This window comes from Streptomyces soli, from assembly GCF_003999195.1.
GTDB lineage: Bacteria > Actinomycetota > Actinomycetes > Streptomycetales > Streptomycetaceae > Actinacidiphila > Actinacidiphila soli.
Map to the genome: position 1 here is coordinate 24,307 of NZ_RJVR01000333.1, position 23,215 is coordinate 47,521.

The window sequence follows — 23,215 nt, forward strand, 5'->3', positions numbered from 1 at the left end:
AAGGCTGGGGGAGGGTGGGAGACACCGCCCGGCCGCCAGGCCTGGGGCACCCGGAGCGCAGCTCAGCCGACGTCCGGTACGGCCTGCGCCGCAGGCGCGGGCGCAGGCGCGGGCGCGGCCTCGAGCTCCCTGGGGCGGTGCCACCCCGTACGGCCACGAAGCCGCAGCCAGGCCGTGGTCTCCTCGGGTGGCATCGCGGCAGCGACCAGCCAGCCCTGGATGGCGTCGCAGCCGAGGTCCCGGAGCCGCTCCCACGTCTCGTCGTCCTCGACGCCCTCGGCCACCACGAACAGCCCGAGTGAGTGCGCGAGGTCGATCGTGCAGCGCACGATCTCCGCGTCCTCCGCATCGACGACGAGCCGGGCCACGAACGACCGGTCGATCTTGAGCTCGCTCACCGGCAGCCGCCGCAGATGCACCAGAGACGAATACCCCGTGCCGAAGTCGTCCAGCGACATCTTCACGCCGTGCCCGGTCAGCCCGGCGAGGGTGTCGGCGGCCCGCTGCGGGTCCTCGAGGAGTACGTGTTCCGTTATCTCCAGCTGCAGCGCCCCCGGCGGGACCCCGTGCCGGGCGAGCCGCGCGGCCACGGCGCCGGCGAAGCCGGGCGAGTGCACGTCGCGCGGCGAGACATTGACGGCGACCGGCACCTCGAGCCCCATGGCCCGCCAGCGGGCGATCTGGCCGAGGGCCTTCTCCAGGACGTACTCGGTGAGCTGCGGCATGAGCCCGGAGGTCTCGGCGATGGCGATGAAGTCCTCGGGACTGACCCGGCCGCGCTCGGGGTGGACCCACCGGACGAGGGCTTCCAGCCCGGCTACCTGGCCGTCGAAGCGGACTTTGGGCTGGTAGTGCAATTCGACGTCGCCGGCGTCCAGCGCGCGGCGCAGGTCGCCGAGGAGGCCCAGCCGGTCGGGGGTGTTGCCGTCGCGCTTGGCCTCGTAGACCTCGACGCCGCTGCGGTCAAGTTTCGCCTGGTACATCGCGACGTCGGCGCGCTGCAGCAAGCCCTCCGCGTCGCCGGCGTGGTCCGGATAGACGGCGACCCCGGCGCTCGCTTCGAGGACCAGGGTCAGACCGTCAAGGCTTAAAGGCGAGCTCAGCGCGGCCACCAGCGTCCGTGCGATCCGCTGGGCCCGGGTCGGCGAGTCGCAGGTCGGCAACAGCACCGCGAACTCGTCGCCGCCGAGCCGCGCGGCCTCGGCGCCCCTTGGGAGGGCGAGCCGGAGGCGGTCCGCGATCTGCAGCAGCAGCCGGTCGCCGGCCAGGTGCCCGAGCGTGTCGTTGACGGAGCGGAACTTGTCCAGGTCGATCAGCACCAACGCTGTCCGGTCGCCGTTACGCTCCGCGTCGTCCAGGGCACTCCAGGCGCGCTCCAGCAGCCACTGACGGTTCGGCAGCCCGGTGAGCGGATCCCGCAACTGTTCCTCGGCCCGGGCGTGCGCGATCCAGAGCGTGGAGTCCAGCGCGATGAGCGGCACCGCGAAGAGCGGGAGCAGTACGGGGAGTTGTACGGCGACGACGATGATGAGCGGCGAGATGCCGAGCAGCGCGACGCCGACGAGCCCCTGCCGGATCAGTGCCGTACGGGCCACCGTGGGGAGGCCGCCGTCGCGTGGGACGATGGCATACCACAGAAGGGTGCGGGTCGCAGCGAGGTAGGCGAGCGCGGAGATGATGACAGCCGGTACGGCGGCCATCCCCCAAGTGGAGGGGTACCAGGGCTGCTCGGCCGAGGGATGGGTGCCGAAGGCGGCCAGTCCCAGCGAGGCCGCGCCGATGCCGAGGATGTCGACGGCGCCGTGCAGCAGGGCCTGCCGCCAGCGGTGCCGGCGGGCGCAGCCGACGAGTACGACGACGGCGAGGCTGACCAGGACGGCGGGCACCCAGCCGTAGAGCAGCAGCATGGCCAGGGTGAGCGAGGCGCCGGATCCGGTGCCGCCCCACCAGCGGTCGCGGCCCATGGCGACGAGGTGGCCGACGATGATGCCGGTCAGGACGGCGAAGGCCCAGCCCACGGTGGAGCCGGGGAAGAGCGCGTCGCCGTCCAGTTGTATCCGGGCGACGCCGATGCCGAGTGCCAGCCCGGCGGCGCCGACGACCGCGTACCTCAGTGCTGCCGATGGCAGCGCCGGCGCGGCTGACTGACTCAGCCGTCGCGCCGGTCCGGCGCTGTCCGTCGGTTCCATGCCCGTCCCTCTCGCAGCCCGTGCCGGTTGATCAATCACGCCTTTGGTCCACGGGATGGAGGCGCGCTTCTCAACAGTAGGCCGGATAGGGCTGCCACGGGCGCCGATCGGCTGCTGTTGCCCGAATGCGACCTGGCCGCACGCATCCTGGTGACATCGGCCGAACGGGTGATGACGTGCCGTCACTCGGCCGGGTTGACCGCCGCTTCCCGGGCAGCTTCGGCACCTTGTTCGAGGAGTACGCCGAAGCCGTCCTCGTCCAGGACCGGCACCTTCAGCTGGACGGCCTTGTCGTACTTCGAGCCGGGGTTGTCGCCGAACACCACGAAGTCGGTCTTCTTCGACACCGAGCCGGTGACCTTCGCGCCCCGGCTGCCGAGCGCTTCCTTCGCGCCGTCCCGGGTGTACGTGGCGAGGGTGCCGGTGACAACGACGGTGAGCCCTTCGAGGGGGCGCGGCCCCTCGTCGGAGCCCTCCTCGGTGAACTTGACCCCGGCGCGCCGCCACTTCTCGATGATCTCCAGGTGCCAGTCCTCGGCGAACCACTGCTTGAGCGAGGCCGCGATGGTCGGGCCGACGCCCTCGACGGCCGCCAGCTCCTCCTCCCCCGCGTCCTTGATCCGGTCCAGGTCGCGGAATTCGCGGGCCAGGGCCTCGGCGGCGACCGGGCCGACGTGACGGATCGACAGCCCGGTGATGATCCGGGCCAGCGGGCGCTGCTTGGCGGCCTGGATGTTGTCCAGCATGGCGAGGGTGTTCTTCTTCGGCTCGCCTTTCTGGTTGGCGAAGACCGTGGCGATCTTCGGCTCGCCGCTCTCCGGGTCGCGCTTGGGCAGGCCGGTGTCCTGGTCGAGTACGTACGCCCTGATGGGGAGCAGGTCCTCGACCTTGAGGTCGAACAGATCGCCCTCGTCGCGCAGCGGCGGATCGGCAGGCTCCAGCGGCTTGGTGAGGGCGGCGGCCGCGACGTAGCCGAAGCTCTCGATGTCGAGGCACCTGCGGCCGCCGAGGTAGAACAACCGCTCACGCAACTGGGCAGGGCAGGAGCGGGCGTTGGGGCACCGCAGGTCGATGTCCCCCTCCTTCATCGGCCGTAGCTCCGACCCGCACTCCGGGCATTCGGCGGGCATCACGAACTCCCGCTCGGTGCCGTCCCGCAGATCGGCGACCGGGCCGAGGATCTCCGGGATGACGTCGCCGGCCTTGCGCAGCACCACGGTGTCGCCGATGAGCACGCCCTTGGCCTTCACCACGTCCTGGTTGTGCAGGGTGGCGAACTCGACCTCGGATCCGGCGACCTTGACCGGCTCGACCACGGCGTAGGGCGTGACCCGGCCGGTACGACCGACGCCGACGCGGATGTCGACCAGCTTGGTGTTGACCTCCTCCGGGGCGTACTTCCAGGCGATGGCCCAGCGCGGGGCGCGGGCGGTGGAGCCCAGGCGGCCCTGGAGCGGGATCTCGTCGATCTTGATGACGATGCCGTCGATCTCGTGCTCGACGTCATGGCGGTGCTCGCCGTAGTAGGCGATGACCTCCTTGACCTCGGCGAGGGTGTCCACGACGCGGGCGTGGGTGGTGGTCGGCAGGCCCCATTCGCGCAGCAGGTCGTACGCCTGCGACAGCCGGTCGATGTCGAAGCCCTCACGGGCGCCGATGCCGTGCACCACCATGTGCAGCGGGCGGCTCGCGGTGACCCGGGGGTCCTTCTGGCGCAGCGAACCGGCCGCCGCGTTACGCGGGTTGGCGAAGGGCTTGTCGCCCGCCTCGACCAGGCGGGCGTTCAGCTCCTCGAACTTCTCCATGGGGAAGTAGACCTCGCCGCGGATCTCCACCAGCGCCGGGATCCGGTCCCCGGCCAGCCGGTCCGGGATCTCGGCGATGGTGCGGACGTTGGGCGTGATGTCCTCGCCGGTGCGGCCGTCGCCCCGGGTCGCAGCGCGGGTGAGCCGGCCGTGCTCGTACGTGAGGTTGACGGCGAGGCCGTCGACCTTGAGCTCGCAGAGGAAGTGGTACGGGCTGTGTTCGTTGTCGGGGGCGCCCAGTTCGGCGACGATGCGCTCGGCCCAGGCGTCCAGCTCCTCGTCCTCGAAGGCGTTGTCGAGGGAGAGCATGCGCTCGCGGTGCTGGACGGAGGTGAACTCGGTCGCGTACGCGCCCGCGACCTTCTGCGTCGGGGAGTCGGGGGTGCGCAGCTCCGAATACTCCTCCTCCAGCGCCTCGAGCTTCCGCAGGAGGCGGTCGAAGTCGGCGTCGCTGACGACCGGGGCGTCGTTGACGTAGTAGCGGAAGCGGTGCTCCTCGACCTCTTCGGCCAGCCGGCCGTGCTGCTCGCGTACCTTGGCAGGAATCTCCACTTCCCCGTCCTTCCTCACTCTGGGTTGTCGACGAGCGATCGTGCCGCCTTCGAGCAGTGCTCGAGCACGGCACGGGCATAGGCCGGTGAGGCCCCCGCCAGACCACAGGACGGGGTGACGGCAACGGAGCGGCCCAAGGCCCCCGGTGCCAGTCCCAGCCTGCGCCACAGCGCCCGAACACCACTGACGCTACCGGCAGGGTCTGACAATCGGGAGTCCGTGCCCGGCACGACACCGGCGAAGAGCGCGGTCCCCGCTTCGGCGGCCTCCCCGAAGGCGTCCCAGTCACTCTCCGTCAGCAATTCGAAGTCGAACGACACCCCGGCGACCCCGGCCCGGCGCAGCAGCGCGAAGGGCACCTCCGGCGCGCACGAGTGGGCGATCACCGGCGCCCCGACACCGCCGATCACCTCCCGCAGGCCGCCCTCCACCACCTGGCGGTCCACCGCCCGGTACGTCCGGTAGCCGCTGGCCGACCTGATCTGCCCGAGCAGGACAGCGGTCAGCGAGGGCTCGTCCAACTGCAGGACGAGCCGGGCGCCGGGGATGCGGCGGCGTACGTCGGCGACATGCAGCCGCAGGCCCTCGGTGAGGGACTCGGTGAGGTCCCGGCAGGCCCCGGCGTCGGAGAGCGCGGCCTCGCCGTTCTTGAGCTCGACGCCGGCCGCGAGCGTCCACGGGCCGACGGCCTGCAGCTTCAGCACGCCGTCGTACCCCTGCGTGAACTCCTCCAGCGCGTCCAGGTCCTCCCCCAGCCACGCCCTGGCGCGCCGGGTGTCCCGCCCGGGCCGGTCCCCGAAGCGCCAGCCGCTGGGCTCCACCCGGGCGTACAGCTCGACCAGCATCCCGAGCGTCCGCCCGAGCATGTCCGCGCCGGGGCCCCGGGCCGGCAGCTCGGGCAGGAAGGGCAGTGCCTCCACCGCCCCCGTCGCCGTACGCGCCGCCTCGCGGGCGTCCTCGCCCGGCATGGACCCGGTCCCCGTCGCCGCCCCTTCGGGCAGCACAAACTCATCCGTACTCACGCACGAAGCGTACGAGACCCGCCTAACGTCCCGGTCGCACCGTGAGGTCGTAGATCTCCGCATCGCGCGGCAGATCGATCGCCGTGAGGATGGTCGTCGCCACCGACGCCGGGTCGATCCAGCGCGCGGCGTCGTACTCCTTGCCTTCGTGCCGATGCACCTTGGCCTGCATCGGCGTCGCCGTCCGGCCCGGGTAGACCGAGGTGACGCGGACGCCGTTGCCGTGCTCCTCCAGGCGCAGCGCGTCGGCGAGCCCCTTCAGCGCGTGCTTGCTGGCGGCGTACGCGCCCCACTCGGCGTGCGCGTTCAGGCCCGCGCCGGAGTTGACGAAGACGATATGGCCGCGCGCCAGCCGCAGTTGGGGCAGCACGAGCCGGGTCAGCTCGGCGGGGGCGACCAGATTGGCCGCCAGCGTCTGCTGCCAGATCTTCGGGGTGAGGTCGCCGATCGCGCCCAGCTCGACGATGCCCGCGATGTGGTGCAGCGAGTCCAGCCGCTCCGGCAGCTCCTGGTGCGACAGCGCCCAGGACAGCCGCTCCGGCGCGGCCAGGTCCCCGACCAGCGTACGAGCCCCGGGGAAGGCCTCCGCCAGCTCTTTCGCCCGCCCCGCGTCACGCGCCAGCAGCCACAGCTCGTCGCCCCGCTCGATGAGGCGCCGCGCGACAGCGGCGCCGATGCCGGAACCGGCGCCGGTGATCAGATGAGTCGCCATGCCGACCATGATCCCATCCCCGTCACCGGATGCCGACGGCCTCCTCCAGATACGCCAGCGCCGACGCGCCGTCCTCGGCGAAGAGCACGAGTTCGGTCAGCGGCAGCGGCAGGAAGCCCTCGTCCTCCATCCGCAGGAACTGCTGCTTCAGCCCGTCGTAGAAGCCCGCCGTGTTGAGCAGCACGACCGGCTTGGCGTGCAGGCCGTGCTTCTTCAGCTCCAGGATCTCCGTCGCCTCGTCCAGCGTCCCCGTACCGCCCACCATGATCACCACCGCGTCGGAGCGCGCCAGCAACTGCGCCTTGCGCTCGGCGAGGTCGCCGGCGATCAGCATCTCGTCGGCGTTCGTACGCGCCTTGGCGGCCAGGAACCCCACGGAGACCCCGACCAGCCTGCCGCCGTTCTCCTGCACGCCGTCGGCCACGACCTTCATCAGGCCCACGTCCGAGCCGCCCCACACCAGGGTGTGGCCGCCCTTCCCCACCAGCTCGGCGAATTCACGGGCGGGGCCGGTGTAGCGCTCGTCCAGGTCGGCGGCGGAGAGGAAGACGCAGATATTCATGGACGCGAGCCTACGACCGCGTGCGGGCAGCGGTCCCTACGATTTGCGGCATCGTCGGGACCTCACAATGCCAGATGCCGCCGCAGTGCGACATCGAGCCGAACCATCACGTCAGCCGGTAGGGATCCGACACGGCGGAGTAGACGCTCGACTGCTACAGCACGGACCTGTTCGCCCTGGGCCTTTGAATCCTTGGGCAGACCACACGCCTCAGCTTCGAGCAGTACTTGGAATGGGAAGACCCTGCTCGTATTGGACGTCACCGGAACCACCGTCAACACCCCGCGACCGGCGCGCTCGGCCGATCGATTGGCCGCGTCGTTCGAGACGATGACGGCGGGCCGTGCCTTGCTCGCCTCGCTGCCGCGCACCGGTTCCAGATCGACCAGATAGATGTCACCGCGCCGCATCGGTAATCCCGTCGGCCGTGGTCTGCTCCCACAGGCGAGCGTCGTCGCTGCTGTCCCATTCCTCCCAGGCGGCGGCGTACTCCTCTTCCATCTGCGAGGCGCGCAACAGCTCGATCGCAGCGTGTATGACGGCCGAGCGCGACTCGGCGATGTTCTTGGCCGCGTACTCATCGACGAAGGCGATGTCCGTTTCCGGCAGGCTAACACTAATCTTCATACCCAAAATGCTACTCCCTATGCCCCAAGCTCGGCTACCCATGGTAGGAAGGCAAGGGGCACTCGCGGCGCATCCCCTAGTCCCCGGCGTCGACCGGCTCCGTTCCGTCGGCGGAGCGAAGGGCCAGCAGGCAGGAGGCGATGGCGGCAGTGCCGCAGACGATGTACCCAAGGGAGTAGCCGTGGCCGAAGGCTTGAAGGGCGAGGGATGAGGCGTGGCCGGGCGGGGAGGCGGCGGGGACGGAGTTGACGGCGAGGGGGCCGCCTTCGTGGGCGACCTCGGTGGCGGCGGCTTTGACCTGGGCGGTGAGGTCGGAGCTTGGTGTGTGTTGAACTCGGAACTGAGCTTGACGTCCTCCCCGGCCTGAAGGGGCGGGGTTTGCGGCGAAGAGTCAGCTGATCAGCGACTGCGGCCGGGCCGCCTGCTGACCGGGTGACGTCAAGCGGTGGCGCGCGCCTGCGTACGGCGTTCCGTCGTCGCGATCGTGGCCGAGCCGACGACGCGGGTGCCGTCGTAGAGGACGACCGCCTGGCCGGGCGCGATCCCGCGCACCGGCTCGCCCGTGAAGCGGACCCACAGCTCCTGGGTGTCGGGGTCCAGCTCCACGGTCACCGGTACGTCCGCGCCGTGCGCGCGCAGCTGGGCGGTGTACGTCGCCGGGACCCCGGCGGCGGGCGGCGTGCCGCACCAGCGAGGGCGGATGGCGGTCAGGGCGGTGACGTCCAGGGCGTCGGCCGGGCCGACCGTAACGGTGTTGTTCACCGGCGAGATGTCCAGGACGTAGCGCGGCTTCCCGTCGGCGGCCGGCACCCCGAGGCGCAGCCCCTTGCGCTGACCTACGGTGTACCCGTAGGCGCCGGTGTGGGTGCCGAGCTTCGTACCGTCCTCGTCGAGGATGTCCCCCTCAGCAGTGCCCAGTCGCTTGGCCAGGAAGCCCTGGGTGTCCCCGTCCGCGATGAAGCAGATGTCATGGCTGTCCGGCTTCTTCGCCACTGACAGCCTCCGGGCCGCCGCCTCCGCGCGGATCTCCTCCTTGGTGGTGAGCGTGTCACCCAGCGGGAAGAGCGCGTGCGCCAGCTGCCGCTCGTCCAGCACCCCGAGGACGTACGACTGATCCTTCGCGGTATCGCTCGCCCGGTGCAGCTCGCGACTGCCGTCCTGGTTGACCACGATCGTGGCGTAATGGCCCGTGCACACGGCGTCGAAGCCGAGTGCAAGGGCCTTGTCGAGCAGCGCGGCGAACTTGATCTTCTCATTGCAGCGCAGGCAGGGGTTCGGCGTACGGCCCTCCGCGTACTCCGCGAAGAAGTCCTCGACCACGTCCTCCCGGAAGCGGTCCGCCAGGTCCCACACGTAGAACGGGATACCGATCACGTCGGCCGCGCGGCGTGCGTCGTGGCTGTCCTCGATCGTGCAGCACCCGCGTGCGCCGGTACGGAACGATTTCGGGTTCGCGGAGAGCGCGAGGTGCACGCCCGTCACGTCATGGCCTGCCTCCGCCGCGCGTGCCGCGGCCACGGCGGAGTCCACGCCGCCGCTCATCGCTGCCAGCACGCGGAGGCGGCGGCCGTCGCCGGGGTTCGTGGGTGCACCGGGGAAGTCAGTCATAGCCCTACCAGAGTAATGGCCCCCGCCGCGCCGTCCGCCGCCGCGGGCCCCTTGCGGCCCCCTCCGGCGGGGCCTCCCCCGTCGGCGGCGGGCTTCTCCCACCCTCCCCCAGCCTTCGGCCGGTGGGGCACCTCCCAGCCGCCAGGCTGGGGGAGGACCCCCATCTCGCTTCGCTCGCCCGTTGCTCTCGACCGCAGCGGCGAGGCCTCTCGTGGGTGCTGCTCAAGATTGGCGTCTGCGGACCGCGCGCGGATAGCCGCCAACGGCGAGAACCACCCACAGGTGGCACCCGCACACGAACGAAACGCACGCCGTAGCGCAGCGACCGGCAGCCACCGACGGCAGGAAACCCCGCAAGGCACACCCGACCGGCAGCCACCGACGGCGGGAAGACCACTGGAGGCGGTGCTGTCAGGTGCGGGGAAGAACGCCGCAGGCGCAGCAGACCGGCAGCCGGAGACGGCAGGAAGCCCCGCAGGGGCGGCGGACCGTCAGCAGCAGCCGACAGCAAGGAGCAGGGCGCTACATCAGGCCGGCGCTGCGGGCGCGGGTGGCTACGGGGCCGATGGCGGCGGCGAGGGCGTCGATGTCGGACTGAGTGGAGGTGTGGCCCAGGGAGAAGCGGAGGGAGCCGCGGGCGAGGTCGGGGTCGGAACCAAGGGCCAGGAGGACGTGGCTGGGCTGGGGGACGCCGGCGGTGCAGGCGGAGCCGGTGGAGCATTCGATGCCCTGGGCATCGAGAAGCAGGAGCAGGGAGTCGCCTTCGCAGCCGGGGAAGGAGAAGTGGACGTTGGCGGGGAGGCGGCCCTCCGCAGAGGGGTCACCGTTCAGTACGGCGTCGGGGACGGCGGCGCGGACCTTGGCTATGAGATCGTCCCGCAGGGCGCCCACCTCCCGGGCGAACTCGGCCCGCCGCTTCGCGGCCAGCGTGCCGGCGACGGCGAAGGCGGCGATCGCGGGCACATCCAGCGTGCCGGAGCGTACGTTGCGCTCCTGACCGCCGCCGTGCAGCAGCGGCACCGGCGTCATCTCCCGGCGCAGGACGAGCGCGCCGACCCCGTACGGCCCGCCGACCTTGTGCCCGGTGACGGTCATCGCGTCGAGCCCGGACGCGGCGAAGTCGACCTCGACCTGGCCGAAGGCCTGCACCGCGTCGGAATGCAGCGGGACCTCGAACTCCTGGGCCACGGCGCTCAGTTCATTGACCGGCATGATCGTGCCGACCTCATTGTTGGCCCACATGACGATCGCCAGGGCGACGTCCCCCGGGTCACGGGCGATCGCCTCGCGCAGCGCTTCCGGGTGGACGCGTCCGTACGGGTCGACGGGGAGCCACTCGACGCGCGCGCCCTCGTGCTCGGCGAGCCAGTCGACGGCGTCCAGCACCGCGTGGTGCTCGACGGGGCTGACGAGCACCCGGGTGCGGCGCGGGTCGGCGTCCCGGCGTGCCCAGTACAGGCCCTTGACCGCGAGGTTGTCGGCCTCAGTGCCGCCGCCGGTGAAGACGATCTCGCTGGGCCGGGCACCGAGCGCGGCGGCGAGGGATTCGCGGGACTCCTCGACCTGCCGCCGGGCGCGGCGGCCCGAGGCGTGGAGGGAGGAGGCGTTGCCCGTGACGGCGAGCAGGTCGGTCATCGCCCGCACCGCCTCCGGCAGCATCGGAGTGGTGGCGGCGTGGTCGAAGTAGGCCATGATGACCCCGATTCTACGGGCGCGGATCCGGCGCGCGACCCCCGGCGGGTCGCAGCCACGTGCCCGACAGGCAACAGCGGCGGGAGGTCCGGGGTCGCAGGGGTGGGGGTTCTGGACGCTCCGCATATTTGTGTGCGGCATGCCGGGCAACGCGGCGAACGGCCCGTCACGCACGTAAATATGTCGGTCCAGGACCCCCAGCCCCGGAGGCCCCGGACCGGCGGCGGGCGGCGGGCGGCGGGCGGCGGGCGGCGGGCGGCGGGCGGCGACTCACACTTCCTCCGCCACCGTACTCCTGCGGTGCCACGCCCTCGGCGCCCGCCAGTGAAAGCGCATCGCCAGCAGCCGCAGCCCAAAGGCGCAGATCACGGCCACCACGCCGGTGGCCGGCGTCAGTGCGTCGAAGTGGATCAGCACGACGACCATCGTGGCCCCGACCATCGCCGGCACGGCGTACAGGTCCCGGTCCCAGCGCAGCAGCGACGGCACGTCATTGCCGAGCAGATCGCGCAGCACGCCCCCGCCCACGGCCGTCGCCAGGCCGAGGGTCGCGGAGGCGGTGAGGTTGAGCCCGTAGTCGTACGCCTTGATCGTGCCGCTCACGCAGAACAGGCCGAGGCCTGCGGCGTCGAAGACGTTGATCGTGGTGTTGATGCGCTCCACCTCGGGGTGGAGGAAGAACACCACCGCCGTCGCAATCAGCGGCGTGACGAAGTACCCCTGATCGGTGAACGCCGCCGGCGGCACGGCCCCGATGATCAGATCCCGGATCAGCCCGCCCCCGAGCGCGGTGACCTCGGCGAGTACGGCGAGGCCGAAGACGTCGAAGTTCTTGCGAACCGCGAGCAGCGCCCCGGAGATCGCGAAGACGAAGATCCCGGCGAGGTCCAGGGCGTGCTGAACGAATTGGCTGAACAGATCGGTTGGCACGGAGTGATTCTTCCCCACCCCGCCCCTCCAGTCCGTCCTCGAACGCCAGACGGACTGGAGGTGGGCGGGACGGGTGGGAACAACTCAGGCGGAGGTCAACCGGAGGTCTACGCGCTTTCGACGCTCTTGCCGCCTGTGGCCGCCGTGGCAGACGTCTCCCCCGGCGCCTGATCCGGCGCATTCTCCGGGTGATGGCACGCGACGCGGTGGCCGGCCGCCGGGGTCAGGGCGATCAGCGGCGGCTCAACGGTGCGGCAGACCTCGGTCGCTTTCCAGCAGCGCGTGTGGAAGCGGCAGCCTGACGGCGGCGAGATCGGCGACGGGACGTCGCCGGTGAGCAGGATCCGCTTGCGCTGGGTGCGCCTCTTGGGGTCCGGCACCGGCACCGCGGACATCAGCGCGGTCGTGTACGGGTGCATCGGCTTGCCGTACAGACTCTCGCGGTCCGCGATCTCGACGATCTTGCCGAGATACATGACCGCGATACGGTCGGAGACGTGCCGGATGACCGACAGGTCGTGCGCGATGATCACGTAGGTGAGCCCGAGCTCGCTCTGCAGGTCGTCCAGCAGGTTCACCACCTGCGCCTGGATGGACACATCCAGCGCCGAGACCGGCTCGTCCGCGACCACCAGCTTCGGCTTGAGCGCCAGCGCCCGTGCGATGCCGATGCGCTGCCGCTGGCCGCCAGAGAACTCGTGCGGGTAGCGGTTGTAGTGCTCGGGGCTGAGTCCCACCAGTTCGAGAAGGTCCTGGACAGCCTTCTTGGTGCCGTGCTCCGTCTCCACCTTCTGCAGCCGGAACGGGGCGCTGACGATGGTGCCGACCGTGTGCCGCGGGTTCAGCGAGGAATACGGGTCCTGGAAGATCATCTGTACGTCGCGCCGCCTCGGGCGCATCGCGGACGTGCCGAGGTGGGTGATGTCCCGGCCCTCGAACTCGATCTTTCCGCCGGTCGGTTCGAGCAGCCGGGTGATCAGCCGGCCCATGGTGGACTTGCCGCAGCCCGACTCGCCCACCACGCCCAGCGTTTCACCGGGCATGACCTCGAAGTCGAGTCCGTCAACGGCCTTGACGGCGCCGACCTGGCGGCGCAGCACTCCTTTGGTGATCGGGAAGTGCTTGACCAGGCCGCTCACTTTGAGCAGCGGCTCTGCCCCCTCGGCGGTCGTCTGCTGGGGGATCGTCATCTCCTGGCCTTTCACAGCTTCGGCGCAATCTCTTCGGTCCAGATGCGCTCCCGGTCCGCCTTGCCCAGGTGACAGGCGGCAAGGTGCCGGCTGCCGACCTCGCGCAGTTCGGGGACGACGGTCTGGCTGGCGCCCTCGGTGAGGTCCGTGTACGGGCAGCGCGGGTGGAAGGCACAGCCGGAGGGCAGGTTGATCAGGCTGGGCGGGGAGCCCTTGACCGGGTTGAGCCGGTCAGTGCGCTCGCGGTCGAGCCGCGGCATGGACCCCAGCAGGCCCCAGGTGTACGGGTGCTGGGGCTGCTCGAAGATGGTCTCGGAGGGGCCCCGCTCGATGCACCTGCCGCCGTACATCACGAGGATGTCGTCGGCGAGTTCGGCGACCACACCGAGGTCGTGGGTGATGATGATGACCGCGGAGCCGAACTCCTTCTGCAGGTCCCGGATCAGGTCCAGGATCTGCGCCTGGACGGTGACGTCCAGAGCGGTGGTCGGCTCGTCGGCGATCAGCAACGAGGGGTCGTTGACCAGCGCCATCGCGATCATCGCGCGCTGCCGCATGCCACCGGAGAACTGGTGCGGGTAGTCGTCCACCCGCCGGTCGGGCTGCGGGATGCCGACCCGGTCGAGCATCTCGATCGTCCGCTTGCGGGCCTCTTTCTTGCTCGCGGACGGATGGTGCACCCGGTACGCCTCGATGATCTGCTGCCCCACGCTGAAGAAGGGGTGCATCGCGGTGAGCGGATCCTGGAAGATCATGGCCATCTTCTGGCCGCGCAGATCCCGCACCCGGGCGGCGTCGGCGGAGATCAGCTCCTCGCCGTCCAGCCAGACCTCGCCACTGATCCGGGCGTTGCGGCTGCGGTTGGAGCCGACCCGGTGCAGGCCGAGGATCGACAGCGAGGTGACGGACTTGCCGGAGCCGGACTCGCCGACGATGCCGAGGGTCTTGCCCTTCTCCAGGGTGAAGGACAGCCCGTCGACGGACTTGACCACACCGTCGTCGGTCGGGAAGTGCACCTTGAGGTCGCGTACGGAGAGGAATTCCGACGGGGCGTCGGTGGGCCGTTCCTCCGTGGGCTCCATGTCTGCGGCGGCGGAGGTCTTGGTCAGCTTGCTCATCCGAGCCTCACCCGGGGATCGACGACGGCGTAGAGGAGGTCAACCACAAGGTTGGCCATGATGACAAAGAAGGCGGCGAAGAGAGTGACCCCCAGGATGACCGGCAGGTCGCTCTGGCTGATCGCCTGCACCGCCTCATAGCCGAGGCCACGAAGGTCGAAGGTCTTCTCGGTGAGCACCGCGCCACCGATCAGCGCTCCGATGTCGAGCCCGAAGACGGTGAGGATCGGGGTCATCGTGGAGCGCAGCGCGTGCTTTCCGATGACCTTGTTCTCCTTCAGGCCCTTGGCCCGCGCGGTGCGGATGTAGTCCTCGCCCAGGACTTCGAGCAGCGTCGCGCGGGTGAGCCTCGCGTAGGTCGCGGCGTACAGGAAGGCGAGGGTGATCCAGGGCAGGATCAGGTTCCGCGCCCATTCGACGGGGTCGTCCGTGAAGTTGACGTAGTTGTTGGGCAACCAGCCGAGCGTGTTCACGAAGATGGACAGCGCCAGCAGGCCGGTGAAGTAGATCGGCAGCGAGACACCGGCCAGGGCCGTCACCATGGTGGCCCGGTCCAGGACCGAACGCCGGCGCAAGGCCGAGACGATGCCAGTGCCAGTGCCGACGACCAGCCAGATGACCGAGGCTCCGGAGGCGAGCGAGAGGGTGACCGGCAGCCGGTCCAGCAGCAGGGGCCAGACCTCCTGCTCGGTCTTGAAGGAGTAGCCGAAGCAGGGCGCCGAGCAGTGCGTGACGTCGGTGCCCTGGCTGTAGTCCCGCCCGACGAACAGGCCTTTCAGGAACAGGAAATACTGCTCGGCGATCGACTTGTCGAGGCCCATCTTGTGGCGGATGCCTTCGACGGCGGCCTTGTCGGCGATCTTTCCGACGTAGAGCAGGGCCGGGTCGCTGCCGGTGAGTTTCGGCACCATGAAGAAGATGCCGAAGGTGATCGCGGAGACCACCAGCAGCAGGACGGCCACGTTGACGAGCCGTCGGATGAGATACACGAGCACTGCTCTCGGCCCTGCCCGGGGCCGCCGGAGCCTCCTGCGGGAGTCTCCGGCGGCCCCGGCGGGGGCCTTCACCTGCCCTTCGGGACTAGCTGTACGAACTACTGCTTGTTACGTGGCTTGGCGGCGGGGGTCACTTGCCGTCGCTGACGCCCAGGGCCTGGAAGTCGACCTCACCGAACGCCTCCTGGACGAAGACGTTGGTCAGCCGCGGGTTGCGGTAGTTCAGCGCCTTGTCCGCGACGATCGGCAGGTAGTAGGCACCGTCTATCACCTTGTGGTTGATCTTCTGGTAGATCGCGGCGGCGGCAGCGGGGTCGGTCAGGCCGGCGGCCTCGTCGAACCAACCCTTGATCTGCGGGTCGTTGATCTCGGAGAAGTTGTTGTTACCGCTCTGAAGGATGAAGCGACCGTCGACCAGCGGCTGCAGGAAGCCGGAGCCGTTCGGGTAGTCGGCGCCCCAGCCCATGACGACCAGGCCGTAGCCCTTGTTCTTGACCACGGACGGCGAACCGATGACCGAGGCTATGAGCTTGCCGTCGTACTGGTCGATGTTGGCGGTGATGCCCACGGCCTTCAGCGAGGCCTGCAGGGCCACCGCGGAGTTGACTTCCTTGGGCTTGTTGTTGCGGACCGCGATGGTTGTGCTGAAGCCGTTGGGCTTGCCGCAGGCCGCGAGCTCTTGCTTGGCCTGGGCGACCTGGGCCTTGCCCTTGGTCAGGTTGAACGGGTCGTAGTTGTCCGAACCGAGGATGTTCGGCGGCAGCATGTTGCCGTATGTCGAGCCGGCCACAGAACCACCGCGGGCGGTCTGCAGGTCGGTCGTGTTGGCCGCGTACAGGACGGCCTTGCGGCAGTGGATGTTGTCGAAGGGTGCGACCTTCGGGACGACCGAGACGTAACGGATGAAGCCGTTGTACGGGTCGTCCGTGTTCGCCTTGAGCTTCGGGTCCTGGAGGACCTTGATCTGCGCGTTCTGCGACAGGCCGGTCTGGCTCTCGTCGATGTCGGCCTTGCCGCTGAGCAGGTTGGCGTCCATCTGGTCCGGGTTGGTCGTGATGGTCAGCGTGACCTTGTCGGGAAGCGCCTTGCGGAACGGGTCGGTGCTCTGGCTCCACTGGGAGTTGCGGACCAGGACGACCGACTTGCCGGGCTCGTACGACTGGAACTTGTACGGGCCGGAGGAGACCGGCTTCTGGCCGTACTGGGCACCGGTGTCCAGCTTCTGCGGGACCGGCGAGGCACTGCCCATGGCAAGCAGGTACGGGAAGCTGGAGTCGGCCTTGGCCAGCTTGAAGACGATGGTCGAGTCGTCCGGCGTCAGGACGGACTTCAGACCGAGCTTGTCCGGGGACTTGTCCTTGTACGGGCCGGGGTACTTCTGGCCCTGGTCCAGCTCATTGACCAGATAGGTCGGGCCGCCATTGACGACGTCCTGCGCGAAGGGACGCTCGATGCCGTACTTGATGTCCTTGGACGTGATGGGCGAGCCATCCTCGAACTTCAGGCCGCTGCGCAGCTTGAAGGTGTAGGTCTTGCCGTCCGAGGAGATCTGCGGCTGAGCCGATGCCAGGTCCGGGACGAGCTTGAGGCCGTCCGCACCGGCCTTGGCGTCGTACGCGAGCAGGGTACGCGCGTAGAAGCGCTCCATGTTCCAGACGGATGCGTAGTAGGCACGCCCCGGGTCCCAGGAGTCGGCGTCCGAGGTCGTCCAGAGATTGAGCGTGCCACCCTTCTTGTCGGACGCGTTGATGATCTTCGTCGCGGCGGCGTTGAAGCCGGCACCCTTGGTGCTCGTACCGCCGCCCTTACCGCCGCACGCGGCCGCGGTCAGTGCCATCACAGCGACGAGGCCGGTCGCCGCGAGTGTCCTACTGCGGGTCATCGGTATGAATCCTCCTGATAGTCGCGGTCCGTCGGACGGACCGCCGGGGCAAATGAGTGACCCCGGGGCTGGGGCGTCCGGCCGGATCACCCGGTGGTGCAGTGCCTGCTCGGACGGGGTGTGACACGGAACGCGGTTCAGCTGCCCTTCGGGTCGAGTGCGTCCCGAAGGCCGTCGCCGAAGAGGTTGAAGGCGAGCACGGTGATGAAGATCGCGAGACCTGGAACCACCATGTAAGTGGGGTCTGCCTGGTAGATGTTGACCGCATCGGAGAGCATCTGGCCCCACGAGGGAGTCGGCGGCTTCACACCCGCGCCAAGGAAGCTCAGCGCCGCCTCGTTGAGGATGTTGGTCGGGATGATCAGCGTCGTGTACACCAGCACGGGGGCGACCAGGTTCGGCAGCAGTTCGCGCAGCAGGATGTGGACGCTGCCCGCGCCGAGGCTCTTGGACGCCTCGACGAACTCGCGTTCGCGCAGCGACAGGGCCTGGCCTCGCACGATGCGGCCGATGTACGGCCAGCCGAAGAAGCCGATGACGATGATCAGGATGGCCATCCGGACACCCGTACCGGTCAAGCCGAGCAGGCTGTCGGGCATCACCGACACCAGCGCGATGGTGAACAGCAGTTGGGGGAAGGCCAGCAGCAGGTCCATGACCCGGCTGATCGCGGCGTCGATCCAGCCGCCGAAGTAGCCGGCGGCGACACCCAGCAGCACCCCGATGCTCACCGAGACCGCCGCCGACAGGAAGGCCACGATCAGCGAGATTCGCGCACCGTAGAGGACCCGGCTGAAGACATCACGTCCGAAGGTGGGGTCGACACCGAGCAGGTAGTTCCACGACATACCGCCGAAGGCACCCTTGGGCACGCCCAGGTCGGGATTGATCTGGTCGGGGTGGAACTGGTCCGGCGGGTGCCCGAAGAGGCTGGTCAGTACGGGGGCGAAGATCGCCGCCAGGATGAGCAGCAGAACGATCGCGCCGCCTGCCAGGGCTACCTTGTCGCGCTTCAGGCGGTCCCAGGCGATGCGTCCGGGTGACCGGCCCTCGATGGCCTTGACGGGCCCGGCGACGTCGGTCAGTGCCGTCTCGGCGGCAGCGGTGTCGTGCAGCGGTGCTGTCATCTCTCCTCGCGCATCCCCCTGCCGGCGGTGGCCGACTTGCCTTTGGTCGGCCGCCCGGGTCGACGGAGCGGGCCGACACTGTCGGGCGGAGCTCTTTGGCTGAACTGGTGATGATTCGGTGGTTGAGTCGTCAAGGCGACATAGAAACCTATGAGCCGCCTTGGGCCGTGAGTCTTCATGGCCTGCCTGATCAGACGCCAGATGCAGCAGGGAAGCGATGCGCAACTGTGATGTCGTCACAGATGCTTTATTTCCGGACCGTTGCCTTCCGTGAACATCCGACTCATCGCCGGCCCGACAATTCCCAATTTCCCCTTATTACCGGGCATTCAGCCCACAAGCGCACAGAGCGGTGGCCCCACAGGGGGTTACCTGCCGGGCACCGCCCATGGTCACGGCTGATGCGTGCTGGTCAGGTCCGGTACTACCCCCAGACCAGCACCCGCCACGACACGGAAGTTCACCGCTAGCCGCATCACCCGGTCACTCTTCGCGCCGGTGAACCCCGTGGCGTACGCCGCCGTGGCGTTGCAACCGGCCACCTCCGGATCAGAACCGCCGGATCCGTCGGTCACCTTCGCATCGCCGGGCCCCAGACCGATCAGCCGCAGCGTGACCTGGGAACCTGCCTTGGTCAGGGGAAGGTCGAACCACTCCGTACCCCGCCCGCTCTTCGCCACCAGCAGCTTCCCGGACGGAGCCGGGGACTCGAGGGATTCCAGCGTCGGCAACTCCGTTTCCGCTGCCGACGAGGCCGGCGCTGCCGTTCGCGCCGCCGACTGTAGCGACGAGGAAGCCGCGTCACCGCAGCCCGCCACGGATATCAACGCCGCAACCAGTAGGGCCACCCGTGCCGCGCATTGCGAGAAACGTCGTCCGGCGGCGGAAATCATCCCTTGGAGCTCCAGAATGCCGGAATGTGGTATGGGAGCTTCACGACGCCCTTACGCGTGACTATCCACTTGCAATTCGCGCCGTAATGCCCGTACTGCCAGTTCATCGTGTCCCGGTCGGCGCCGGCGTGGAGGTACCCCTTCCGCCACGACCCGGGCACCTTCCAACTGTCCGATTAGGAAACCGATGCCGTGATCGAACGCGCGAGCGAGGCACTCACGGTTTCCTTGGCATTGGCGACGATGATGACCGCCTCGCCTGTCACAGATCCGCTGACGGTGCCGGTGATCGATGTCCCGGCGGCAAGCGTGATGCCGAGGGCGTGTCCGCCCGGAGCACTCGACGGCGGCACCATCCCGACTCGTTGGGATTTCACGGCACTGAATTCATGTGTCGAGTCCGTACCGCAGTTGTTCGGATGCACCGTTGCGGGCGCAGCGGCCTGAGCCGAAGTCGTACCTACGGCGGCCAAGGCGAGCAATGCCGTACCGACGGCCATGCTTCTCGCGTATCGCGTCAAGATTCTGGTCCCTCATCGAGGAATGGGAGAGACCCGTCAACCACCCCGTGCGGCGACTCCCGCGTGACCGTTACGCCAGGGCATAACCCGGGTGACACAATAGGTAACTTGCGATCTCATTGCCATCACATTGTCAGCAACCTCAAATCAAACTCAGATATAATCCAGGCGGTTGACCTTTGCGTCCCACCTCGACAGGAATACGTGGTTGCGGCGGGCAGGGCAGGTGCACGGAACGAACCAGCTAACGTCAGTGCCATGGATGATCGGCTCCGCGCGGTGTGCGACCTCATGGTTCCCCTGGTCCGGGAGATGGCAGGCCTGCACGACTACGACGGCAAGGTGCAGGACCTCTCCCCCGACGGTGTACGCCGCGGACTCTCGGCCCTCGCCCACGCCCGGCGGGCCGGCGAGGCGCTGCCCGACCCCCACGACGAGGCCCATCTGTCGGTCTTCGAGGACACCCTCAAGATCCAGTACGGTGAGCTGGAGTTGCACCGCCGCGATCCGTATCCGCACCTGTCCAACCTCGAGCTGACCTCGTACGACCGCGAGTACGCGCCCCGCGAGGAGCGCGAGGAGGCGCGTCGCCGCCATCTGCTGCAGTGGCCGGACGCCGTCGACGCCGCCATCGCCTCGCTCGACCGGGTCAGCGCGCCCGTCGCCGCCGCGCTGCTGGGCGCCGTACGGGGGCTGGCCACCGAACTGGACCCGGACCACGAGCCCGGAGCGGTCGCCGCCCTGGAGGCGCACGGCCGTCTGGTCGCCCACATCGCCCGGGCCGCCGAGACCGGCGACCCCGACCCCCGGCTCGGCGGCGAGGCCCTGGCGGCGCTGATGGGGAGTCAGGAAGGCATGCGGGTCGACCTGTCTGCGCTGGCCGACGAGGCCGACCGCGAACGCGCCCGGCTGACCGAGCTGTTGACCGACTCCTGCGCCCGGCTCGACCCCACCCGAACCGTCGACGAGCTCATCCCCGAACTGCTCGCCGACCACCCTCCCGCGGAGGGGGTGATCCCCGAGGCCGCCCGGCTCACAGACGAGGTCATCGAGTTCACCCGCAAGAAGCGGCTCGTCCCCTGGCTCGACGGCGACTGCCTCGTCGGCCCCGCGCCGCCCTCCCGCCGCTGGTCCATGGCCATGATGACCTGGGCCGCGCCCGGCGAACCCGACTGCGCCTCCTGGTACCACGTCACCCCGCCCGACCCCGACTGGCCCGAGGACGAACGCGAGGAGTGGCTCTCCGTCTTCAGCCGCACCAGTCTCCCCGCGATCACCGTCCACGAGGTCGCCCCGGGCCACTTCGCCCACGGCCGCGCCCTGCGCCACGCGCCGACCGACGTACGGCGCGTGCTGCACTCCCTCTCCTTCTGCGAAGGGTGGGCCCACTACGTCGAAGAGGTCTGCCTCGAGGAGGGCTTCCGCAGCCGTGACCCCCGCTTCGCGATCGGCGTCGCCCTCGAAGCGCTCGTCCGGGTGACCCGGCTGTCCTGCGCCATCGGGCTCCACACCGGCGCCCTCTCCCTCGAAGACGCCACCGCCCTCTTCATGCGCGACGCCCACCTCGCCCGCGCCGGCGCCGCCTCCGAAGCCCGCCGCGGCACCTTCGACGCCGGCTACGGCCGCTACACCTGGGGCAAGCTCGAAATCCTCCGCCTCCGCGACCGCGCCCGCCACACCTGGGGCCCCGACTTCTCCCTGGAGCGCTTCCACAGCGCGCTCCTCGGGCTCGGCAGCCCGCCGCTGGGTCTGCTCAGCGCTGCCATTTCCTGACGCCGCCCTCGCACCGCTTCGCGGGCTTCGGGACAGCTGCGCCGGACTCTCTCCCCCAGACTCCGTCCGGGGGCGCCCCCACCGGCACGGCGGCTGGGAGTGCCCCCATCCGTCGTGCCGGGGTACCGCCAACGCCGCAGGCCCGGTGGCTGGTTCCGGTTACGTTGGCGCCAGTCGGCCCGTGGTCGGGTAGTGCCAGCTCGTTCCGCCTTGCGGAACGCTCTCCCACGACCCGGCGGCGTGCAGACGCCGACGGCGTTAGCCACCCGCAATAGGCCCGCACCCAACTACTGGGCGAACGGGTGGGCGGGTGGGGAGAGCCCGCCGCAGGCGCAACGGCGCCGCGGCCGACGACTCTGGTCAACGCCCCGCAGGGCTGGTGCCCCAGCCCCAGGCGGCGCCGCCGGGCGCAGGGGCGGAGCCTTGCGCGTCGCGGTCGTAGAAGGGCTGGGCCCGCACCCGCATCCACATGGCGACGGGGTCGTACTCGTCGGCCATGGCGACCGTGGAGACCGGCAGGCCCGGGGGGACGCCGGCGATGGATTGCTGCATCATCACGCGGACCGATTCGACCGCGGCGGGACCGGCGTCGTACATGTCGAGCCCGATCGCGAGATACGGCTCGCCGAGCGCGGGCTGGACCCAGGCCCGCCGGAGGGCGCGGACCACCGGGGTGCGGTGGGCGTGCTGGACGAGGAGGGCGTAGTACTGGGGGATTTGGAGGGCGGGCTCGCTGATGGTGAGGGGCCCGGCGGGAAGGCGGTCGAGGCCGGCGGCGATGCGGCGCAGGTCGAGCCAGGGGATGCCGACGCCGCCGCCGGGGGCGTGCGGGTTGAGCCAGAGGCCCCAGCGGTCGGGGAAGAGGGAAGCGGCGATGTCGCGGCCGGAGACCACCTCGTGGGCCCGGGCCCAGCCGCTGGCGGACAGCTCCTGCGGGGAGGTGACGCAGGGCGCGTAGCCGTACCCGGCGACCTCCATGTTGCCGTACTGCGCCTCGGCCGTGCCCGGCGCGCCCTGCCAGAGCAGCATCCAGACCTGGCTGTCGGCGAGCGTGCGGAGCAGGTCTTCGTAAGCGTCGTATCTGCCGGGGGTCACCTGCCGGAGCGCATGCTCCAGGCCGCCCCCTCCCGCGCCCGCGCTCACGTGGACCCGCCTCTTCTCTCAAGCTCGTTCCGAACCCCTGTCGGGGCTCATCAAACCAGGTTCTGCGCCCTCAGTCTCGCGTGAAGAAGGGCTGTACCCGCTCCAGCATCCAGTCGCCGACCGGGTCCTGGGCGATGTCGAGAAGCACCAGGTTGACCGGCCACGGCACCGGCACCGCACCGAGGGCACGCCCGAGCGCGGTCATCGCCTCGGCGCGGTCCTCCTCCTGCCAGCGGTCGAGCTCGACGCCGATGAAGAGGGCGGGCGGGTCGCCCTCGACGCTGGCGAGCGCGCACCGGGCGCTGAGCACGACCCCGGTGACCGCGAACTCGCCAGCCGTCACGGCCAGGAAGTCCACCGGCTCCTCGTCCAGGTCCGGCTCCCACAGCCGCACCCGCGCGCCGGTCGGCGCCCCGGGGGCGCGGTCCATACGATCCGTGCGGCACAGCTCCATGACGGCGGCCGGCGGCAGCGGGATCCCCACCGCGCCGCCGGGGTTGACGGCGATGCCGACCTGCGGCGGCAGCCCGCGCGCGAACTCCCGCACCGGCGCGACGGTGAAGGACATCCCGTTGGCCGCCTGCAGGAACTGCTGCTCGGAGCTGAAGACCGGTACGTAGACCATGCCGTCCAGCTCGATCGTGGCGAGGTCGAGGTCCGTGCTGTCCGGGCCGCCGCCGTTCGGCAGCGGCACCCAGACCTGGGACCGGCCGAGGACCTCCATCACCCGGGCGGTCGCGCCAGGGTCGCCCATGGCGGCGGACAGCACCTCTTCGAGCTCGTTGGCGGGCCAGCCGCCGTAGCCCGGCGGGGCCTCCGGTATGCGCTGCGCCGGAATCTCCATGACTACCCACCTGCCGACGTACCTGCTGCT

Annotated in this window: 20 protein-coding genes; 1 reads left to right on the forward strand and 19 read right to left on the reverse strand. The window is 69.9% G+C overall.

Annotated features, from left to right (window positions below; translation table 11 throughout):
* Nucleotides 1–62: 62 nt before the first annotated feature.
* The 17 genes from EFK10_RS40090 to EFK10_RS40175 all read right to left on the reverse strand — a co-directional run bounded on the left by EFK10_RS40090 (nucleotide 63) and on the right by EFK10_RS40175 (nucleotide 19,404).
* Entirely contained in the window at nucleotides 63–2,189 is a 2,127-nt protein-coding gene (locus tag EFK10_RS40090) for a putative bifunctional diguanylate cyclase/phosphodiesterase (RefSeq protein ID WP_127360572.1), read from the reverse strand.
* A 182-nt stretch (nucleotides 2,190–2,371) separates the two neighbouring features.
* Nucleotides 2,372–4,546: an NAD-dependent DNA ligase LigA gene (ligA, locus tag EFK10_RS40095; protein WP_127360573.1), complete on the reverse strand. Its 2,175-nt coding sequence runs from the start codon at nucleotides 4,544–4,546 to the stop codon at nucleotides 2,372–2,374.
* Nucleotides 4,547–4,560: 14 nt separating this feature from the next.
* Nucleotides 4,561–5,514, reverse strand: coding sequence for a methionine synthase (locus EFK10_RS40100; protein ID WP_240677774.1), 954 nt, complete (start codon nucleotides 5,512–5,514; stop codon nucleotides 4,561–4,563).
* Nucleotides 5,515–5,590: 76 nt separating this feature from the next.
* A complete protein-coding gene (locus EFK10_RS40105; protein ID WP_127360575.1) occupies nucleotides 5,591–6,280 on the reverse strand; it encodes an SDR family oxidoreductase in 690 nt (229 codons plus the stop codon).
* A gap of 22 nt (nucleotides 6,281–6,302) precedes the next feature.
* Nucleotides 6,303–6,842, reverse strand: a complete 540-nt coding sequence (locus tag EFK10_RS40110; protein ID WP_127360576.1) for an LOG family protein — start codon at nucleotides 6,840–6,842, stop codon at nucleotides 6,303–6,305.
* A gap of 62 nt (nucleotides 6,843–6,904) precedes the next feature.
* Nucleotides 6,905–7,252, reverse strand: a complete 348-nt coding sequence (locus EFK10_RS40115) for a type II toxin-antitoxin system PemK/MazF family toxin (RefSeq protein ID WP_127360577.1) — start codon at nucleotides 7,250–7,252, stop codon at nucleotides 6,905–6,907.
* Nucleotides 7,239–7,469 (reverse strand): ribbon-helix-helix domain-containing protein, encoded by a 231-nt coding sequence (locus EFK10_RS40120; RefSeq protein ID WP_127360578.1) that lies wholly within the window; start codon nucleotides 7,467–7,469, stop codon nucleotides 7,239–7,241. Before EFK10_RS40120 ends, EFK10_RS40115 begins: the two co-directional genes overlap by 14 nt.
* Nucleotides 7,470–7,907: 438 nt before the next feature.
* On the reverse strand, nucleotides 7,908–9,077 hold the full coding sequence (mnmA, locus tag EFK10_RS40130; protein ID WP_127360579.1) for a tRNA 2-thiouridine(34) synthase MnmA: 1,170 nt from the start codon (nucleotides 9,075–9,077) through the stop codon (nucleotides 7,908–7,910).
* 522 nt (nucleotides 9,078–9,599) lie between these two features.
* A complete protein-coding gene (locus tag EFK10_RS40135; RefSeq protein WP_127360580.1) occupies nucleotides 9,600–10,769 on the reverse strand; it encodes a cysteine desulfurase family protein in 1,170 nt (389 codons plus the stop codon).
* 270 nt (nucleotides 10,770–11,039) lie between these two features.
* Entirely contained in the window at nucleotides 11,040–11,699 is a 660-nt protein-coding gene (locus EFK10_RS40140) for a trimeric intracellular cation channel family protein (protein ID WP_127360581.1), read from the reverse strand.
* Between the two features lie 107 nt (nucleotides 11,700–11,806).
* Nucleotides 11,807–12,889 carry an ABC transporter ATP-binding protein gene (locus tag EFK10_RS40145; protein WP_127360582.1) on the reverse strand — a complete coding sequence of 361 codons (1,083 nt, stop codon included), beginning with the start codon at nucleotides 12,887–12,889 and terminating at the stop codon, nucleotides 11,807–11,809.
* Between the two features lie 11 nt (nucleotides 12,890–12,900).
* On the reverse strand, nucleotides 12,901–14,007 hold the full coding sequence (locus EFK10_RS40150; RefSeq protein ID WP_127360583.1) for an ABC transporter ATP-binding protein: 1,107 nt from the start codon (nucleotides 14,005–14,007) through the stop codon (nucleotides 12,901–12,903).
* Nucleotides 14,004–15,002: an ABC transporter permease gene (locus EFK10_RS40155; protein ID WP_127360584.1), complete on the reverse strand. Its 999-nt coding sequence runs from the start codon at nucleotides 15,000–15,002 to the stop codon at nucleotides 14,004–14,006. The genes EFK10_RS40150 and EFK10_RS40155 overlap by 4 nt, the downstream gene beginning before the upstream one ends.
* Nucleotides 15,003–15,132: 130 nt before the next feature.
* On the reverse strand, nucleotides 15,133–16,884 hold the full coding sequence (locus EFK10_RS40160; protein ID WP_127360585.1) for an ABC transporter substrate-binding protein: 1,752 nt from the start codon (nucleotides 16,882–16,884) through the stop codon (nucleotides 15,133–15,135).
* A 137-nt stretch (nucleotides 16,885–17,021) separates the two neighbouring features.
* Nucleotides 17,022–18,011, reverse strand: coding sequence for an ABC transporter permease (locus EFK10_RS40165; RefSeq protein WP_127360586.1), 990 nt, complete (start codon nucleotides 18,009–18,011; stop codon nucleotides 17,022–17,024).
* Between the two features lie 392 nt (nucleotides 18,012–18,403).
* Nucleotides 18,404–18,904: a hypothetical protein gene (locus EFK10_RS40170; RefSeq protein ID WP_164836337.1), complete on the reverse strand. Its 501-nt coding sequence runs from the start codon at nucleotides 18,902–18,904 to the stop codon at nucleotides 18,404–18,406.
* Between the two features lie 176 nt (nucleotides 18,905–19,080).
* Nucleotides 19,081–19,404, reverse strand: coding sequence for a hypothetical protein (locus EFK10_RS40175; protein WP_127360588.1), 324 nt, complete (start codon nucleotides 19,402–19,404; stop codon nucleotides 19,081–19,083).
* 279 nt (nucleotides 19,405–19,683) lie between these two features.
* Here EFK10_RS40175 and EFK10_RS40180 point away from each other — a divergent pair, with 279 nt between their 5' ends.
* Complete coding sequence (locus tag EFK10_RS40180) at nucleotides 19,684–21,198, forward strand: DUF885 family protein (protein WP_127360589.1); 1,515 nt, start codon at nucleotides 19,684–19,686, stop codon at nucleotides 21,196–21,198.
* Between the two features lie 360 nt (nucleotides 21,199–21,558).
* Here EFK10_RS40180 and EFK10_RS40185 read toward each other — a convergent pair whose 3' ends face one another.
* Together EFK10_RS40185 and EFK10_RS40190 are read right to left on the reverse strand one after the other, a co-directional pair.
* On the reverse strand, nucleotides 21,559–22,341 hold the full coding sequence (locus tag EFK10_RS40185; RefSeq protein WP_127360590.1) for an enhanced serine sensitivity protein SseB C-terminal domain-containing protein: 783 nt from the start codon (nucleotides 22,339–22,341) through the stop codon (nucleotides 21,559–21,561).
* Nucleotides 22,342–22,411: 70 nt separating this feature from the next.
* On the reverse strand, nucleotides 22,412–23,185 hold the full coding sequence (locus tag EFK10_RS40190) for an enhanced serine sensitivity protein SseB (RefSeq protein WP_127360591.1): 774 nt from the start codon (nucleotides 23,183–23,185) through the stop codon (nucleotides 22,412–22,414).
* Nucleotides 23,186–23,215 lie beyond the last annotated feature (30 nt).